The organism is Halobacillus amylolyticus, from assembly GCF_022921115.1.
In the GTDB taxonomy this organism is placed as follows: domain Bacteria; phylum Bacillota; class Bacilli; order Bacillales; family Halobacillaceae; genus Halobacillus_A; species Halobacillus_A amylolyticus.
Genome location: NZ_CP095075.1, coordinates 563,561 through 579,863 on the forward strand (window position 1 = coordinate 563,561; position 16,303 = coordinate 579,863).

The window sequence follows — 16,303 nt, forward strand, 5'->3', positions numbered from 1 at the left end:
TACCTGTAGTTATGGGCATACTGTTATAAAAGAGGTGTACCTATGTCTTACATATTATCTACGAGTACCCAGACAGCAGAAAATTGTTATTCTCAGTCAGAAATTCAAAAACTGGTTAATTATGTTTTTCCCCTAAAAGCACATGAGAAAAAGAGATTAATGCCAATTTTTGAGCATGCTCATATTAAAGAACGGCAATTCTCTAGCTCTCTGTCCTGGTATCAACAAACTCACTCACTAAAGGAACGTAATGATTTATATCAAACGTGCGCTGTCGATTACTGTGAGCAGGCGATAAGGAAGTGTTTGAGTAATCCTGAATTTCTCTCAAATTCTATACCGGCTCAATCCGTCGATCATATAATCTTTATTTCTTCCACTGGAATTGCGACTCCTACGCTTGATACCTATCTAATCGATAAATTGGGCTGTAAAGATACGGTCAAGCGTACACCGATCTTTGGACTCGGTTGTGCAGGAGGAACGAGTGGGATAGCTAAGGCACACGAATACCTTAAAGGTGCACCTGAAAGCAATGTTCTTATCGTATGTGTGGAACTTTGCAGTTTAACTTTTCAACTGGATGACGCGAGTATTAGTAATTTTGTAGGAACGGCTTTATTTGGTGATGGGGCTTCCGCTGTCTTGATGGCAGGCGAGAATTCCCACTTACTTAAGCATCAAACTTCAGCCGTTCCTAAAGTAGAACACATAAGTACAAAAACTAAGCCGCATAGTCAATCAGTGATGGGGTGGAAAGTCGTTGATACAGGGTTTGAAGTTGTATTTAACAAGAGCATCCCAAATTTAGTGCGTCATTTTTGGAGTGGTCATATAAAAGATTTTCTTTTGTCTGTTGGCTGGACCGTTGATGAGTTGCCATTTCTTGTTGCACATCCTGGGGGCAAAAAAGTGCTTGAAGCTTATGAAGAAGTGTTGAGTGTACCTGAATCCGCTTTAACCTTTTCAAGAAATATTCTTAGGGATCATGGGAACATGTCATCACCGACCGTTCATTTTGTTCTCGATCAAGCAATGAGAAGTAAACCTAAGCGGAAAACTCGGTCCATTATGGCTTCTTTAGGGCCAGGGTTTACTTCAGAGCTTGTCAGTTTGGAGTGGTCTTAATATGCTTGGTTTGTTATTTGCTCTGATCGTTATGCAAAGATTAGCTGAACTGGTCTTAGCTCGTTCTAATAAGAAATGGATGCTTGCTAATGGCGGAGTAGAATATGAAACAGGTCATTATCCTCTATTTATTATTCTGCACACGTTGTTTTTTTTAGCGATCATCTATGAATGGCAAGTTTCTAATGTTTATATAGAATGGATCTTTCCGGTTGCTTTTATTCTCTTTCTTTGCTTGCAGGTTATCAGGGTGTGGTGCATTGTGAGTTTGGGGAGGCGGTGGAACACTCGGATTATTGTCATTCCAAATGATCCACTCATTTCTAAAGGTCCTTATAAGTATGTAAAGCATCCAAACTACCTCATAGTTTTTTTTGAACTATCCATCATCCCTCTTATGTTTCATGCTTATATAACTGCTGTGGTTTTTCCTATTCTTCATCTCCTCGTTTTGGCTGTCAGAATACCTGCTGAGGAGAGAGCGCTTCACGGAAAGTTCTGAAAATTTCAGCTGATATATTGATTACCTGTTAGCTCTCTGCTATACTCTAATTATTAATGAAAATCATTATCAATTAGGAGACGAGCATATGGTGATTTTGTTCATTTTACTTGTTGTAGCCATCTATACAAGTTTGATGGTATGGGTATTAGCTAAACTTGGGCTAACATCGGCCAAATCGGTGGTAGACGTTCTTAAGCTCCAAACAAAAAAAGACGTGCTTCAAAACTGAACATCATACAAACAATCTATTTCGGTCAGGTGACATGAACCTGGCTTTTTTTGTTATACTAATGATAATCAAAATTTGTCGACGGATGTCGCAGGATATGGCAAGGGAGTAATATAGTAACAAGGAGCGAATCATGAAGCAAAATGAATCATTAGCTTATTACTTAGAAGATTTGTGGTCAAAAGGCTTTAAGCTTTCTGATGAGGATGTACACTTCATCTATGTTGGAAGGAATTCAACGAATGTTGAGGAATGGAAGGTGATGCTTGCCATAAAAGAGACACTGAAGTTTCAGCAGACTTTCGATCCTAGCTTTTACATCAGTGTGCTTGAGCATCTATCATCTTCAGCCATTACAACAAAGAAATCAGCCTATCGCGCTTTAGAAAAACGCGGTTTAGATTCTTCGATTAAAAAAACGAATCCAACTGGAATTCTCGAATAGTTATCTTTTAAGTGCAGAGCGCGCCAGGCGGTCTGCATTTTTATTTGCCTTATCTGGAATCCACTTATAAAAAACGAACGAAAAGGAATCATGAAGGGTGAGAATTTGATTAAGAAGCGGCACAAAGGCAGGATTGTTTGTGTAACTTTTATCAACAGTTGTTACGACGACCTGTGAATCAGACCGTATCGATAGAATTTCACCAGGGAATTTTTGTTTACATATTTCCAGCGCTCGGATCACAGCCAAGAATTCAGCCTCATGATTGGTATGTTCACCAAGGAAGTAACTGTATTCATACTGTTGTTTATTTTGTTTAATATAAATACCGGCAGCACTTGGACCGGGATTCCCTACAGTAGATGCATCAGTATACACTTCGATCAACTCTCTCACCTCCTGGTCAGATTCATTATAACAACCCGTATGTTTGCGATGACAGGGGACATCATGCCGACAAATAAATCAGGCTTTCCAAACAACCTGTAGATCTCTAATAATAAACTAAAATTAATGAGGACATAACCACTCATTACTCACCTTATTTCCTCCATCACGCCTATAAATATATACTTCAATAGCCATAAATTATACGATGAGTCAGCTTCAAATTCAATAAAAAAAGCACCAACCTTCTTAAGATTGGCGCTTTGGTTATATTTATTCTTTTACAACATTTGCAGCTTGAGGTCCACGATCGCCTTCTACAATTTCAAAAGTAACTGTTTGACCCTCCTCAAGAGACTTAAAACCTTCTTCTTGAATGGCAGAGAAGTGAACAAATACATCGTCTCCACCTTCAACTTGAATAAATCCGTAGCCTTTTTCTGCATTAAACCACTTTACTGTACCATTTTCCATAGCTCATTATCCTCCTAAAATCTTGCACGTAAAACGTGGGAATTACAAATAAGATAGACACAAAAAGCCCACAGACCAATGGAATAATAAAATCCAATGTAGGTCTATGGGAGTGTCATGTCCTTTATCATTCCGTTATCTTATTTGCTTATAAAATAATATATCGTATCTATTTTTTTTAGTCAATATGAAACAGTACAATTGAAAGAAAATTTAAACTTTTACTATTTTTAGAATTTTTCACTAAGTGTTCCCGGCTGTAAGTTATACTATAGTTAATTCAGGAATGGGAAGGGGAACTATATATGAAGACAGACATTGAAATTGCTTTAGAAGCAGACATGCTGCCTATTGGTGACATTGCTTCACAACTATCGTTAACAGCCGAAGATTTTGAACCGTATGGCCATTATAAAGCAAAACTCTCGGACAATTTACTTGATAAACTTTCGTCAAGGTCTGAGGGGAAAGTAATTTTGACGACTTCGATCAACCCAACATCAGCTGGGGAAGGAAAATCAACCGTCACCGTTGGTTTAGGCCAAGCTTTGAATCGTTTGAATAAACATGCCATAATCGCTTTAAGAGAACCATCCCTTGGTCCCACAATGGGAATAAAGGGAGGTGCAGCAGGCGGTGGTTACTCACAGGTTGTTCCGATGCAGGAAATCAACCTCCATTTCACTGGCGATATTCACGCGATCACAACGGCTAACAATGCATTATCAGCCTTTATAGACAACCACATCCATCATGGAAATGAACTGCAGATCGACCCGAGAAGAGTGGAATGGAAGCGGGTATTAGATATTAATGATAGAGCACTGAGGCAAGTAAATGTAGGTCTTGGCGGGCCTGCAAAAGGGGTTCCGAGAGAAGATGGTTTTAATATAACAGTAGCTTCTGAAATCATGGCCGTTCTTTGTTTGGCGAACGATCTTCAGGACTTAAAAGCAAGATTAGCAAGGATTGTCATCGGTTATACATATGATAAAGAACCTGTCACGGTACACCAACTCGGGTTTGAAGGTGCATTAACATTGCTGTTGAAAGATGCGTTTAAACCGAATCTCGTTCAGACATTGGAAAATACACCTGCTATTATTCATGGGGGTCCGTTTGCTAATATCGCTCATGGGTGTAATAGTGTTATGGCTACAAAGATTGCGGCCAAATTAGGAGATTATGTAGTTACTGAAGCTGGATTTGGAGCAGATCTTGGCGCTGAAAAGTTTTTAGACATCAAGACAAGAGCCGGATATTTCGAACCCGATACAGTTGTCATCGTTGCTACGATCAGGGCCTTAAAATTGCATGGAGGAGTTAACAGGAATCAGCTGACAAAGGAAGACCTGGACGCATTAAAACAAGGAATGACAAATTTAAAAAAACATATAGAAACAATTGACCAATTTAACTTACCTTATGTTGTTGCGATTAACAAATTCCCGACAGATACAGAGGAAGAGATTAATTTTCTTAAGGACTGGTGTAAACAAGAGGGAGCGGAAGTGGCCCTGGTTGATGTATTCTCACAAGGTGGTGAAGGCGGAATAGAGCTAGCACAGAAAGTGATCGAGAGCTGTGAGAAAAAAACTGGTGCGCTATCTTACACCTATGATCTTGATGATTCAATTGAGGAGAAAATCTATAAGATCGTGACTAAGGTATATGGTGGGGAGCGTGTGGAATTTTCATCTGCCGCTAAAAAACAGTTAAAACAGTTAGAAAGAGAGGGTCATCATAAACTGCCCATATGTATGGCTAAAACGCAATACTCATTATCTGATGATCCTGCGTTATTGGGGCGTCCAGAAGGGTTTACGGTTACTGTTCGTGAATTACGTGCTTCAGTAGGGGCTGGTTTTATTGTAGCATTAACAGGTGATGTCATGACAATGCCCGGACTGCCGAAAAAGCCGGCCGCATTAAATATGGATGTAACAGAAGATGGTGTGATCACAGGATTATTTTAAACCATCTCAAACCCATTGCTCCTCAGAACATTTTGTCGTCAGAGGGGCTTTTTTTTGATACAATTTGTATAGAAAAGTGAAGAGGGGGCGAAAGTTTGCCTTTTGCAGCTAGACAATAGAAAAGAGGGAGGAGGAAAACAGTTGAGCATTCAAATCGGATTGACTGGTTGGGGAGATCATTCTTCTTTGTATTCAGATCATACAAAACCTGAGGATAAGCTGGCAAGCTATGCATCCCACTTCCCGGTTGTTGAAGTTGATACAGCTTTTTACGCGATCCAGCCGGTAAAACATTATCAGAAATGGCTGAGCCAGACACCTGAGCGTTTTTCTTTTGTTATTAAAGCATTCCAACAGTTGACGGGGCATGATCGTGAAACTAGAACAATTCAAGAGGCTAAAGATCTTGTGAAGCGTTATGAAGAATCTATTCAGCCTGTCGCTGAAGCCGGTCAAGTGAATGCCTTACTCTTTCAATTTCCTCCCTGGTTTGATGTCCGTAAAGAGCACATTAAAAAATTACGCTTGCTTAAAGAGTGGCTTGAACCTTATCCGCTTGCATTGGAGTTTAGAAATCGGACGTGGTTTGATCCGCAATATAGAGAGCAAACATTAACTTTTATGCGTGACTATCAGTGGATCCACACGATCTGTGATGAACCTCAGGCCGGCGAAGGGTCCGTTCCATTAGTAGCTGAACCGACTCATCCATCTAAAACACTGATCCGTTTCCACGGTAGAAATATACATGGTTGGAATAAGAATGGCCGGAAAGACTGGAGAAAAGTACGTTTTCTTTATCGCTATAATGAACAGGAATTAACTGAATGGAAAGACAGAATCCTTGCACTTGAAAAGAAAACACCTCATATAACGGCATTATTTAATAACAATTCTGGAGGGGATGCTGCAGATAACGCCAAGCAATTTCAAGAGTTGTTAAATATAAAATATACTGATTTAAATCCAAGACAAATGGATTTATTCCAGTTTTAGAGGTGTTCTATAAGAATGAGTAGTTTGTTAGCATCCATACAAAATTATGTTCACGAGCATTTTGACAATGATCCAACAGGACATGATTATTATCATATGGAAAGAGTAGCGCGCTGGGCACGATTGATTGCTGAAAGGGAGGGGGCTGACCCATTTATATGTGAAGTGGCCGGCTGGTTGCACGATATAGGTGATGCAAAGCTATTTGCTAATCCAAAGGAAGCTAAGGAAAACGTGCTGTGTTTTCTCAGTGAGCAGGGGATAAATGAAGCGTCCTGCAACCAAATTAAAATTGCAATGGAAGACGTATCCTTCTCTAAAGGCACAATACCTAAGACGTTGGAGGGGAAAATTGTCCAAGATGCTGACAGACTTGATGCCGTCGGGGCAATTGGTATTGCAAGAACATTTGCTTACGGTGGAGCTCATGGTCAGCTCATTCATAGAGAACAAATAGAAACAGCCACATCTATTCAACATTTCCACGATAAGCTTTTAAAAATAACTGCCTTGATACATACGTCTAGTGCCAGGAGAGAAGCTGAAAAACGTCATCAATTCATCGTTGAGTATTTGGAGCGTTTTTCATATGAGTGGAACATATAGAATAAGGTTGATCATTATAGGGGGAACGAAAATGAGTCAGAACGAAGCAAATTATTTGGATTTATGTAGATATGTACTAAACAACGGCACGAAAAAAGAAGATCGGACAGGGACAGGAACATATTCCACCTTCGGCTATCAAATGAAATTTAATTTACAGGAGGGGTTTCCTTTACTAACAACAAAAAAGGTCCCTTTCCGCCTGGTAGTCAGTGAATTACTTTGGTTTATTAATGGCGACACAAACATTCGTTATTTATTGCAGTATAACAATAATATTTGGAATGAATGGGCTTTTGAATCATATGTAACAAGTGAGGAATATCAAGGCCCAGACATGACGGATTTCGGAAGACGCAGCCAAGTTGACCCTGAGTTTAAATCATTGTATGACAAAGAGATGAACGCTTTTAAGCAACGGATTCTGGAAGATGATAACTTTAGTGAACGCTTCGGGAATCTAGGGGCCGTATATGGTAAGCAATGGCGTGATTGGAAAACATCAAGAGGGGATACGATTGATCAGTTGGCTGATGTGATTGAAAATATCAAGAAAAATCCCGATTCGAGAAGGCATATGGTCACAGCTTGGAACCCTGAGGATGTGCCATCAAATATGGCGCTGCCTCCATGTCATACGATGTTCCAATTTTACGTAGCAGACGGGCGTCTGTCTTGCCAGCTTTATCAAAGAAGTGCAGATATTTTCCTAGGTGTGCCTTTTAATATTGCAAGCTATGCATTGCTGACCTATTTAATTGCACATGAATGCGATCTTGAGGTGGGAGAGTTTATTCATACCTTGGGGGACGCTCATATTTATAGCAATCATATCGACCAAATTCATAAGCAACTTACGCGTGATCCGCTGCCGTTACCAAAAGTTCACCTTACGAGTGAAAAAACCAGTGTTTTTGACTTTAATATGGAGGATATCCAGCTAGAGGGATATGATCCCCACCCAGGTATAAAAGCTCCTGTAGCTGTGTAATTTTAAAACAGGCAGGAGAGAGTCCATTTAAAACCGGGCATAGAGGGTGTTCGAACTAAGTTCGGAGTAGGGATAGTTTCAACACCCTAGTTAAAATAGAAATTCGACTAGTATCGGCCGGTCCTGTGCTTCCTATCGCCATAAATTTGAGGAGTGGATATATGATTTCTTTTGTGTTTGCAATGGATAAGAATCAATTAATCGGCAAAAATAATGATTTACCTTGGCATATTCCAAACGATTTTAAATTTTTCAAAGAAACAACTTGGGGACATACGATCATTATGGGGAGAAAGACATTTGAATCTTTTGGTAAGCCTCTTCCTGAGAGAAAGCATATCATACTTACGTCGGATGAAGAGTATGAAGTAGAGAGCTGTGAGATTATTCATTCCATTGATGAGATTATTAAGCTTAACCAAACATACCCTGAAAAGGAATGGTTTGTGATAGGTGGTGGTGTTTTGTTTGAAGCTATGCTTCCCTATGCAGATCGGATGTATATGACGTATATTGAGCATGTCTTTGAAGGAGATGCTTATTTTCCCGCCTTCGAGGAAGCGGACTGGCGGCTCGTTGAGGAAACTAAGGGGATTAAAAATGAAAAAAACCCTTACGATTATTATTTTAGAATTTATGATCGTGTGAGAGCATAATGAATGTTATCAAACCAATTTGTGGTGCGATTCTTGCTGGCGGCGGTTCAACAAGAATGGGAACAGACAAAGCTGTCCTTCCTATAGGTGGGCAGACTGTCCTGGAACGTATTATGAATGTCATGGAGCAAGTATGTGATCATGTTGTCGTCAATCGAAATCAACCGCTCACCAAAATCGTACCAAGAGTCGAATATATTCGTGACGAATATTCGGATGCCGGACCACTTGCGGGTTTGCATGCTGTTTTAAAAAATACGAAAGAGCCTGCTGTCTTGCTGTCAGCCTGTGACACTCCTTTTATTCAAGAGGATGTTCTGCGCCTTCTCCTAGATAAGCGATCAAACGAGACGAGTGCCATTGTTCCAGTACATGGGGGAGGATCCAGCCGCTATCAGCGATTTACCACAGAAATCTTCTTCCTATTATTGAACAGCTTCTAAATGAAGAAAAAAGAAGTATGCGCTCGTTGTTGGACCAAATCGATGTGCAGTATGTATCGAGTTTCCATTCTATACCGGTGGAACGATTGAACGACCACTTTTTTAATATGAATACATTGGGTGAGTATGAGCAGGCCAATACTCTTTTTAGAAAATATCAGTAACTGGAAAGACATTTCGTATAGATCATGATATGATAAGAGCAAGCTTGCTAGCTTAACACGTTTATCGTAGGCCGTAGCTTTACTATCCAACCTGTAGATTTCATAGCATAATGTTCATAGAAAAGTTTTACTTATTCAAGAAGGACGGTGAACCTCATGCTCTCAAGTATAGGGATTCCTGGGTTAATACTTATATTACTCGTTGCTCTTGTGGTCTTTGGTCCGAAGAAGCTTCCTGAGATCGGAAAAGCAACCGGACAAACATTAAAAGAGTTTAAAAAATCTGCCAGTGATTTAACCGGAGATGTGAAAGAAGAAGTTTCTGAAGCAAACAATATAATCAATGATAAAGATTCTAAGAAAAATGATTAATCGTTATACTGGGAGTGATATACATGCTATCTAACATTGGTGTGCCAGGTCTCATTTTGATTTTAATTATTGCTCTAGTTATTTTTGGACCATCAAAACTTCCTGAAATCGGGAAGGCTTTTGGCAGCTCACTTAAAGAATTTAAGAAAGCGACCGGGGACATGATGAGTGACGATCAAGAGTCAAAAAAAGAGGATAAAAAGTAAATAAAACAGCAAGATGTAAGGGATTAACACCCTTACATCTTATTTGTGTCAGGCAGTAGACAGCCTGGAGGTGAAGAGATGTCCGATGAATATAATAGTAAAGATATAGAGATGAACGTGACTGACCATTTAAGTGAATTGAGAAAGCGAATTATATGGACATTGGCGACGTTTATCCTCTTCTTTATATTAGGGTTTATTTACGTTAGAGAAATTTATAGTTTTTTTCAAAAAGATATTCCGTTTGAACTTAATATGACAAGTCCCGGCGAAATTATTTGGATCTTTTTTACGATGGCCAGTCTGGTTGCACTTGTCGCCACATTGCCCATGCTAAGTCTTCAACTTTGGTTATTTGTAAAACCCGCCCTTACGCCTAAGGAGCGAAAAGTTTCTTTAGCTTACATACCAGCTGTTTTTTTACTTTTCTTAGCCGGACTAAGTTTTGGCTATACGGTATTTGTACAACTTATCCTGCCATTTCTATTATCGTTAAATGATGGGATGTTTAATGAATTGTTTACAGTCGAGCGCTATTTTAAATTCGTTTTTCGGGTAACGATTCCTTTTGCTCTTCTTTTTGAAATACCTATCATCATAATGTTTCTCACGAGCTTAGGAATCGTCAATCCGGAATGGCTCGTTAAAGTTAGAAAATATGCTTATTTTGTTCTAATTATTATTGGAACGATGATTTCTCCGCCTGACTTTGTGCTGCAGCTGGTCGTTGCTATCCCGTTAATCATTTTGTATGAAGTGAGTATTGTTTTATCCAGGATTGTTTTTCGGAGGAAGATGAAGGCACATCAAGAGTTTATGGATGAATAATACGAGGATACGGGGACTCTCTGTTTAAGGAGAGTCCCTTTTGTTTCAAGATATGTTTTGCTTATATAGGGCGAACGTGATAAAACATAATCAAAGGATTAATGAAAGGAGAGAGGGATATGAGATCATTTTATCATTATATGATGCGTTATCGGGGGAATAAACAGGCAGACGATGAAAAACAGCTGGCCGATTGGATGTTTGAGGATCACAGCTTTCCTAAGCAAGCTACCTCCTATCATGAATTAAGCAGCTATCTGGAATGGAATATCCCCTTTACGAATGCGTTAGCGGTATTTGACCGCTTATACGATGCTTATCAGATAGAAGAAAACGGATAGTTTTTAAAAGGTATCTCGCTCACGGGGTATCTTTTATTTTTTCAAGTTTTTTATCATCTTGTATAATAGTACTTAATAATCTATCAACCTATGAAAGAAAGCAGGGGTACTCGTGAAAATCTTACATACAGCAGATTGGCATTTAGGTAAAATTGTTAATAATGTGTATATGACTGAAGATCAGCAGTATATTCTTGAACAATTCCTAACCATCGTTGAACAACAACAGCCTGACGTGATCATCATTGCGGGTGATTTATATGATCGTGCTATTCCTCCTAAACAGGCCGTCGAATTGTTGAATGATACGTTCACTTCGCTCATTAATGATTTCAATATTCCTGTGCTGGCCATTTCCGGCAACCATGACAGTCCAGATAGGTTGGAATTTGGATCACAGTTATTTAGAAGGCAGGAGCTATATCTTGATACAAAGCTTACGAAAGATTATCAAGCTGTGACCATTCATGATCACTACGGACCAATCCATTTTCATTTGATACCTTATGTTGAACCTGCGGAAGTTGCCTATATGTTTGATGATCATGAGATACGCTCCCATCAACAGGCAGCAGCAAAGCTTATTGCTCACATTAAAGAAAAATACAGCATGGATGAACGCCATATTTGGATTGGCCATGCTTTTTTAGCGGGGGGGATGGAGTCTGAGTCTGAAGAGCGACTGTCGATGATTGGAGGCAGCCCTTATATTGATGCGAAGCTGTTTGAGTCGTTTACGTATGTTGCCTTAGGGCATCTGCATCAATCTCAAAAGGTAGGAAAGGAAAATATTCGCTATAGTGGTTCGATTTTGAAGTATTCTTTTTCTGAAGTGAATCATAACAAATCTGTCACCGTTGTGGATGTCGATGGAGAAGGGGAGACAGAAATCAATAGAGTCCCTCTTTATCCTAAGCGTGATTTCGAACGAATCGAAGGCTATTTTGATGAATTATTGCAGGGAAAATCTGCTGGCAATCAGGAGAGCTATCTCTATGTGCGTTTACTAGATGATGGGCAACTAATAGACCCGATGGGGAAACTAAGAAAGGTGTATCCCAATATATTGCATCTTGAACGTATGCCTTCAGCTAACCCTTCGAAACTCGAAGATGCCGGTAAAATGAAGGAACGTCAGCAATTATCTCCTGATACTTTATTCGCTTCCTTTTATCAAGATATTAAGGATGACACTATTCCTGATCATCGTCAAAAACTTGTTAAAGAAGCCATTGAAACATTGAAACAGAAAGAAAGGGGGCAGTAACGATGAAAGCATTAACGCTAACGATGAATGCGTTTGGCCCCTATAAGAAGAAACAAGTCATTGATTTCACCGAGCTTGGCGAAGAATCTATATTCTTAATTACGGGACCGACTGGGGCGGGGAAAACAACGATCTTTGATGCCATGTGTTTTGCTCTCTACGGTAGGGCCAGTGGAACAGATCGGGATCAGGATACTTTGCGAAGTCACTTCTCTGAACCGAATGAAACAACCTATGTCAATTTCCATTTTCGTCTGCGGGGAAAAGAATACAGGGTTGTTCGTATGCCGAAACAAGTGAGGAAAAAGGAGCGAGGAGAAGGCTTTAAAGATGAGCCAACAAGAGCTGAACTGTTTATGATCCTTCCTAACGGTAACGAACAATTACTAGCTTCGAAAATTAAGGAAGTCAATGACCATATAGAGCAGTTGTTAAGTTTAGATTATGAGCAGTTCCGCAAGATGATCATGATCCCTCAAGGCGAATTTAGAAAGTTAATTTCTGAGAATAGTAAAGAGCGGGAAGAGATCTTACAACGTATCTTCAGGACCCACTTTTTTGCACAGCTAACCGATTATTTTAAGGAATCTTCAAGGTCCCTAGAAAAAGAAATTGAACGGTTTCAATGGAAAATTGATCAGGCCGTGAATCGTATTGATTGGGGAGAAGAGCAAGCTGCTGACTCGAAAAGTGAAGATCCGGATCACATCCTTGAGCGTTTACACACACGACTTAGCACACAGCAAAAGGAAAAGGGAGAGCAATCTACACAGGTACAAGCCCTAGTGAAACAAACTGATCAAGCCCAAGAGCAGTACCATGAGGCGAAAGCCATTGAGGAATTATTTAAAGAACAAGAAGTATTACAAAAGGAGAACAGAGAGCTGAGCAGCCAAAAACAGTCCTTTCAAGCTTTGGAACAAAAAGTGAAAGCTGCTAAACAAGCGCTTGAAGTTCTGCCTTACGAGCGACAAGTAGAGGACCGTCAATCTGAATATAGAAAGCTTACCGAAGACCAGCAAGAAAAAGAGAAAATAAAGGACCAACTACAACAAAGTTTTAAGGAAACGGCCGCTAGTTACCAACATGAGGTGGAGAACGAATCACAGAGAGAGCAGTTGAAGGAACAATGGAAACGGAAGCAAGAGATGAGGGAAAAACTAGATGAGCTTATCAGTTTAGAAAATGAAGTAGATAAATACGATAAGCTAGTGGCTCAAGAGAAAAGTAAACTTGATGAAATAAAAGGGAAGAAGGAAAAATTAGAAAAACAAAAGCAGGAGCTGACAAAGAAGTCAGCTAGTGAAAGAGAAACAACAGCTGACAAATACCGTCATAAAGAGAGAGTTGATGATCTTAAACGTCGAAAGAAGGATGTAATCACCCTTAAGGATGAGTGGAATAAGTTGCACAACTTGCGCTCTCGTTATCAAACTTTAGCAAAAACCTTTACGGAAATAAAAGAAAAGCGAAAGTTTGCAAAGGACAATTACGATACAGCAGTTGATGAATTAAAGCAACATCATGCTTACCATTTAGCTGTTGTATTGAATGATGAAGAGGCTTGCCCTGTATGTGGGGCCCATGAGCATCCATCCTTAGCGACGAAACCACCAGGAGTACAAAGTGCTGAAGCCATCGATCAACTTAAAACGGCTTATGAATCAATGGACCAGACCTTTCAAGAAAAGCAGGAACAACTGTTGACCCTAAAGGCGGAAGGAGAGTCACAAAAGCAACTGGTTGAGACCCTTTTCACATCGTTTGAGCCACAAATGGAAGAGCAGTCAACTCAAGCGATTGACAAAGCGTATGCTTATGTAACTGAACAGCTACAGGACAAAGAACAAAAATTAGCTGAGCTTGATAAGCGGCTTGTTTCTATACAAGAAGCTGCAGAACAACTTGCTTCACTTGAGGAACAAGTCAATCATGTTGTCAAAGAAGAAGAGGAACACAATAAACAGTATAATTTCTTACTGCAAAAGCGAGTTGGTTTTTCATCACAATTTGATCAAATGAAGCAGACCTATACGTTTGATACAGTGGACCGTAACCAAATGGATCGCCTTGTTTCGAAGAGCGAGAATCAATACAAGAAAGCTTTGGAAGAATGGGAAGCGATTCATAGGAATTACCAAAAAATTGAACAAATGCTGCAAGAATCAATTACGGAAGAAAAACAAGTCGAACAATTTGTCCAAAAAGCGCAAAGCTTACTAACTGACAAACAACAACAATTTAATCAAACGCTCGACCAATTTCATTTTCAATCCGTTGACGACTATAAAAATGCACTACTGCCTAAGGAAGAGGTCGATTCTCTCGATCAGAAACTCAATCACTATCATCAGCGACTAGCCATTGTTGAGCAGAGAATGAAGGAAGTAACCAATCGGCTGTCAGACCAGGAAAGGCCACAACTTGATGAGCTTTATCAAACGTGGCAGTATAAAAAGCAACAAGTCCAAGCAAATCAACAAATCTTGAATGAATTGGAAATCACCTACAAGCAAAACAAGGATCTGCACGGGAATATGCAGGTATTGCTTGAGGGTCAACGTGATAGAGCCAAGCAATATTATGATCTAGCTGAACTTGCCAATCTTGCAAAAGGGAATAACCATTTAAGGCTTTCCTTGGAGCGTTATGTACTTGCATCGTATTTAGACGAAATTTTAATACAGGCAAATTTACGTTTAGATCAAATGAGTGACCATCGTTATCAGTTGATAAGGAGTGATGAAATCGCTAAAAAAGGTGCCCAAAGCGGGTTAGATTTGGAGGTGATCGACCATCATACAGGTCAGCGGCGATCTGTTAAAACGTTATCAGGGGGAGAAGGATTTAAAGCCAGTTTAAGTTTAGCGCTAGGGATGGCTGATGTTGTCCAGTCCCATGCAGGCGGGGTACAACTGGATACACTGTTTATTGACGAAGGTTTCGGCACGTTAGATGAACTGTCGCTTGAACAAGCCATCAACTGTCTAAGAGGATTACAAGATGGAAACCGGATACTCGGCATTATTTCCCATGTGCCGCAGTTGAAGGAGGAGATTCCTGCTAAGCTTCATATTCACACAGGAGTTGAAGGTTCAACTGTGCAGTTCAACTTTCAATGAAAAGCACTCAAGACACGTGACAGGTCTGCCACTTCAAGCTAGACTATGAATAAATGAAGAATAGAGGAGGGTACATTTTTATGTCTACACCTTTATCGATGGAATGGTCGTTAATTACGCAAGGAAACGAGCAAAGAGTCTACTCAAATGATAATTTATTTCAAGTTGTTTTTGATGGATATAAGTTATTTCCGATGAATGAAAAACTTGACGTACGGAGGACTAGAAAATCTGATCAAATCGGAACAGGAATGATTGAGGAAATTGTGTTAAAAGACAATACAACTATATGCAAATATCGATTAATTTCACTTTATTCTGTCAATTAGAAGAGCCTGCAGTTACGCACTTTTGTCACTTCCTGCGCTTGCCCGGGAAATAATAATCAACCTACCGTGGAAATATTATTTTATAGAAAGGGGATGGGGATGAGAATTTTTCAGAATGACTGGGAGGCCATCCTCGGGGATGAGCTAAATAAACCTTATTACTTACAATTAAGGGAAAGGTTAAAACAGGAATATCAATCGAACAAGGTGTTTCCTCACATGAATGATATTTATGCAGCCTTTCATGAAACCCCATATCAAGATACAAAGGTTGTCATTATCGGCCAGGATCCCTACCATGGTGAAAATCAGGCTCATGGGTTTAGTTTTTCCGTGAAACAAGGTGTAACCGTCCCGCCTTCCCTACGTAATATTTATAAAGAGTTAGAGAATGATTTGGCTATAACACCGCCCAATCACGGCAATCTTTTATCTTGGGCTAGACAAGGTGTCTTGCTACTAAATAATGTCTTAACGGTTAGAGCACATCAGGCTCATTCTCATAAAGGAATGGGGTGGGAGCCATTTACGGATCGCGTGATTGAAGCATTAAATGAGAGAGAGAAGCCTGTCGTTTTTATTCTATGGGGCAATCCTGCCAAACAGAAGGCGGCGTCTGTTGATCGAGACAAACACGAGATCATCCAATCGGTGCACCCTAGTCCTTTATCTGCCCATCGTGGTTTTTTTGGAAGCCGCCCGTTCTCGAGAGCGAATTCCTTTCTTAAATCAATCGGTGAAACGCCTATTAATTGGGCTATTCCTGACTCAACAAATCAATCATAGCCCACGCAGTATCATATTCTCCCGCATAGGCTATGTTAAAACGAGTGACGGA

Annotated in this window: 20 protein-coding genes; 18 read left to right on the plus strand and 2 right to left on the minus strand. The window is 39.9% G+C overall.

Features of this window, described 5'->3' with window-relative positions:
* The first annotated feature begins 42 nt into the window (after nt 1–42).
* The 4 genes from MUO15_RS03030 (at nt 43) to MUO15_RS03045 (ending at nt 2,307) form a co-directional block, all read left to right on the plus strand.
* Nucleotides 43–1,128, plus strand: a complete 1,086-nt coding sequence (locus MUO15_RS03030; protein WP_245033305.1) for a type III polyketide synthase — start codon at nt 43–45, stop codon at nt 1,126–1,128.
* 1 nt (nt 1,129) lies between these two features.
* Nucleotides 1,130–1,630 (plus strand): isoprenylcysteine carboxyl methyltransferase family protein, encoded by a 501-nt coding sequence (locus MUO15_RS03035; protein WP_245033306.1) that lies wholly within the window; start codon nt 1,130–1,132, stop codon nt 1,628–1,630.
* Nucleotides 1,631–1,718: 88 nt separating this feature from the next.
* Entirely contained in the window at nt 1,719–1,862 is a 144-nt protein-coding gene (locus MUO15_RS03040) for a hypothetical protein (protein WP_245033307.1), read from the plus strand.
* A gap of 133 nt (nt 1,863–1,995) precedes the next feature.
* Complete coding sequence (locus MUO15_RS03045; RefSeq protein WP_245033308.1) at nt 1,996–2,307, plus strand: DUF6123 family protein; 312 nt, start codon at nt 1,996–1,998, stop codon at nt 2,305–2,307.
* On the opposite strand, the gene MUO15_RS03050 is transcribed toward MUO15_RS03045, so the two are convergent.
* Both MUO15_RS03050 and MUO15_RS03055 read right to left on the minus strand, forming a co-directional pair.
* Nucleotides 2,308–2,703 carry a ribonuclease HI family protein gene (locus MUO15_RS03050; protein ID WP_318036188.1) on the minus strand — a complete coding sequence of 132 codons (396 nt, stop codon included), beginning with the start codon at nt 2,701–2,703 and terminating at the stop codon, nt 2,308–2,310.
* Between the two features lie 264 nt (nt 2,704–2,967).
* Entirely contained in the window at nt 2,968–3,168 is a 201-nt protein-coding gene (locus tag MUO15_RS03055) for a cold-shock protein (RefSeq protein WP_245033310.1), read from the minus strand.
* A gap of 305 nt (nt 3,169–3,473) precedes the next feature.
* Between MUO15_RS03055 and MUO15_RS03060 the strand changes: the two genes are divergently transcribed.
* The 14 genes from MUO15_RS03060 (at nt 3,474) to MUO15_RS03125 (ending at nt 16,251) form a co-directional block, all read left to right on the plus strand.
* Nucleotides 3,474–5,144, plus strand: coding sequence for a formate--tetrahydrofolate ligase (locus MUO15_RS03060; protein WP_245033311.1), 1,671 nt, complete (start codon nt 3,474–3,476; stop codon nt 5,142–5,144).
* 141 nt (nt 5,145–5,285) lie between these two features.
* Nucleotides 5,286–6,140, plus strand: coding sequence for a DUF72 domain-containing protein (locus MUO15_RS03065; protein ID WP_245033312.1), 855 nt, complete (start codon nt 5,286–5,288; stop codon nt 6,138–6,140).
* A 15-nt stretch (nt 6,141–6,155) separates the two neighbouring features.
* On the plus strand, nt 6,156–6,746 hold the full coding sequence (locus MUO15_RS03070) for an HD domain-containing protein (protein ID WP_245033313.1): 591 nt from the start codon (nt 6,156–6,158) through the stop codon (nt 6,744–6,746).
* A 31-nt stretch (nt 6,747–6,777) separates the two neighbouring features.
* Nucleotides 6,778–7,737, plus strand: coding sequence for a thymidylate synthase (locus tag MUO15_RS03075; protein WP_245033314.1), 960 nt, complete (start codon nt 6,778–6,780; stop codon nt 7,735–7,737).
* 161 nt (nt 7,738–7,898) lie between these two features.
* Nucleotides 7,899–8,393, plus strand: a complete 495-nt coding sequence (locus MUO15_RS03080; RefSeq protein WP_245033315.1) for a dihydrofolate reductase — start codon at nt 7,899–7,901, stop codon at nt 8,391–8,393.
* The gene (mobA, locus tag MUO15_RS03085) at nt 8,393–8,836 is read left to right on the plus strand and encodes a molybdenum cofactor guanylyltransferase (protein ID WP_245033316.1); all 444 of its coding nucleotides are present in this window, start codon (nt 8,393–8,395) and stop codon (nt 8,834–8,836) included. Before MUO15_RS03080 ends, mobA begins: the two co-directional genes overlap by 1 nt.
* 320 nt (nt 8,837–9,156) lie before the next feature.
* Nucleotides 9,157–9,372 (plus strand): twin-arginine translocase TatA/TatE family subunit, encoded by a 216-nt coding sequence (gene tatA, locus MUO15_RS03090; protein WP_245033317.1) that lies wholly within the window; start codon nt 9,157–9,159, stop codon nt 9,370–9,372.
* A 23-nt stretch (nt 9,373–9,395) separates the two neighbouring features.
* Entirely contained in the window at nt 9,396–9,578 is a 183-nt protein-coding gene (gene tatA / locus MUO15_RS03095; RefSeq protein WP_245033318.1) for a twin-arginine translocase TatA/TatE family subunit, read from the plus strand.
* Between the two features lie 78 nt (nt 9,579–9,656).
* A complete protein-coding gene (gene tatC, locus MUO15_RS03100) occupies nt 9,657–10,406 on the plus strand; it encodes a twin-arginine translocase subunit TatC (protein WP_245033319.1) in 750 nt (249 codons plus the stop codon).
* A 119-nt stretch (nt 10,407–10,525) separates the two neighbouring features.
* A complete protein-coding gene (locus tag MUO15_RS03105; protein WP_245033320.1) occupies nt 10,526–10,747 on the plus strand; it encodes a YozE family protein in 222 nt (73 codons plus the stop codon).
* 112 nt (nt 10,748–10,859) lie between these two features.
* Entirely contained in the window at nt 10,860–12,014 is a 1,155-nt protein-coding gene (locus tag MUO15_RS03110; RefSeq protein ID WP_245033321.1) for an exonuclease SbcCD subunit D, read from the plus strand.
* A 2-nt stretch (nt 12,015–12,016) separates the two neighbouring features.
* Nucleotides 12,017–15,136: an AAA family ATPase gene (locus tag MUO15_RS03115; protein ID WP_245033322.1), complete on the plus strand. Its 3,120-nt coding sequence runs from the start codon at nt 12,017–12,019 to the stop codon at nt 15,134–15,136.
* A gap of 80 nt (nt 15,137–15,216) precedes the next feature.
* Nucleotides 15,217–15,465: a DUF2584 family protein gene (locus MUO15_RS03120; RefSeq protein WP_245033323.1), complete on the plus strand. Its 249-nt coding sequence runs from the start codon at nt 15,217–15,219 to the stop codon at nt 15,463–15,465.
* A gap of 99 nt (nt 15,466–15,564) precedes the next feature.
* On the plus strand, nt 15,565–16,251 hold the full coding sequence (locus MUO15_RS03125) for a uracil-DNA glycosylase (RefSeq protein WP_245033324.1): 687 nt from the start codon (nt 15,565–15,567) through the stop codon (nt 16,249–16,251).
* Nucleotides 16,252–16,303 lie beyond the last annotated feature (52 nt).

Coding starts and splice junctions, on each gene's coding strand:
- MUO15_RS03030 (WP_245033305.1), top strand. CDS start 43: ATGTCTTACATATTATCTACGAGTACCCAGACAGCAGAAAATTGTTAT.
- MUO15_RS03035 (WP_245033306.1), top strand. CDS start 1,130: ATGCTTGGTTTGTTATTTGCTCTGATCGTTATGCAAAGATTAGCTGAA.
- MUO15_RS03040 (WP_245033307.1), top strand. CDS start 1,719: ATGGTGATTTTGTTCATTTTACTTGTTGTAGCCATCTATACAAGTTTG.
- MUO15_RS03045 (WP_245033308.1), top strand. CDS start 1,996: ATGAAGCAAAATGAATCATTAGCTTATTACTTAGAAGATTTGTGGTCA.
- MUO15_RS03055 (WP_245033310.1), bottom strand. CDS start 3,168: ATGGAAAATGGTACAGTAAAGTGGTTTAATGCAGAAAAAGGCTACGGA.
- MUO15_RS03060 (WP_245033311.1), top strand. CDS start 3,474: ATGAAGACAGACATTGAAATTGCTTTAGAAGCAGACATGCTGCCTATT.
- MUO15_RS03070 (WP_245033313.1), top strand. CDS start 6,156: ATGAGTAGTTTGTTAGCATCCATACAAAATTATGTTCACGAGCATTTT.
- MUO15_RS03075 (WP_245033314.1), top strand. CDS start 6,778: ATGAGTCAGAACGAAGCAAATTATTTGGATTTATGTAGATATGTACTA.
- MUO15_RS03080 (WP_245033315.1), top strand. CDS start 7,899: ATGATTTCTTTTGTGTTTGCAATGGATAAGAATCAATTAATCGGCAAA.
- mobA (WP_245033316.1), top strand. CDS start 8,393: ATGAATGTTATCAAACCAATTTGTGGTGCGATTCTTGCTGGCGGCGGT.
- tatA (WP_245033317.1), top strand. CDS start 9,157: ATGCTCTCAAGTATAGGGATTCCTGGGTTAATACTTATATTACTCGTT.
- tatA (WP_245033318.1), top strand. CDS start 9,396: ATGCTATCTAACATTGGTGTGCCAGGTCTCATTTTGATTTTAATTATT.
- tatC (WP_245033319.1), top strand. CDS start 9,657: ATGTCCGATGAATATAATAGTAAAGATATAGAGATGAACGTGACTGAC.
- MUO15_RS03105 (WP_245033320.1), top strand. CDS start 10,526: ATGAGATCATTTTATCATTATATGATGCGTTATCGGGGGAATAAACAG.
- MUO15_RS03115 (WP_245033322.1), top strand. CDS start 12,017: ATGAAAGCATTAACGCTAACGATGAATGCGTTTGGCCCCTATAAGAAG.
- MUO15_RS03120 (WP_245033323.1), top strand. CDS start 15,217: ATGTCTACACCTTTATCGATGGAATGGTCGTTAATTACGCAAGGAAAC.
- MUO15_RS03125 (WP_245033324.1), top strand. CDS start 15,565: ATGAGAATTTTTCAGAATGACTGGGAGGCCATCCTCGGGGATGAGCTA.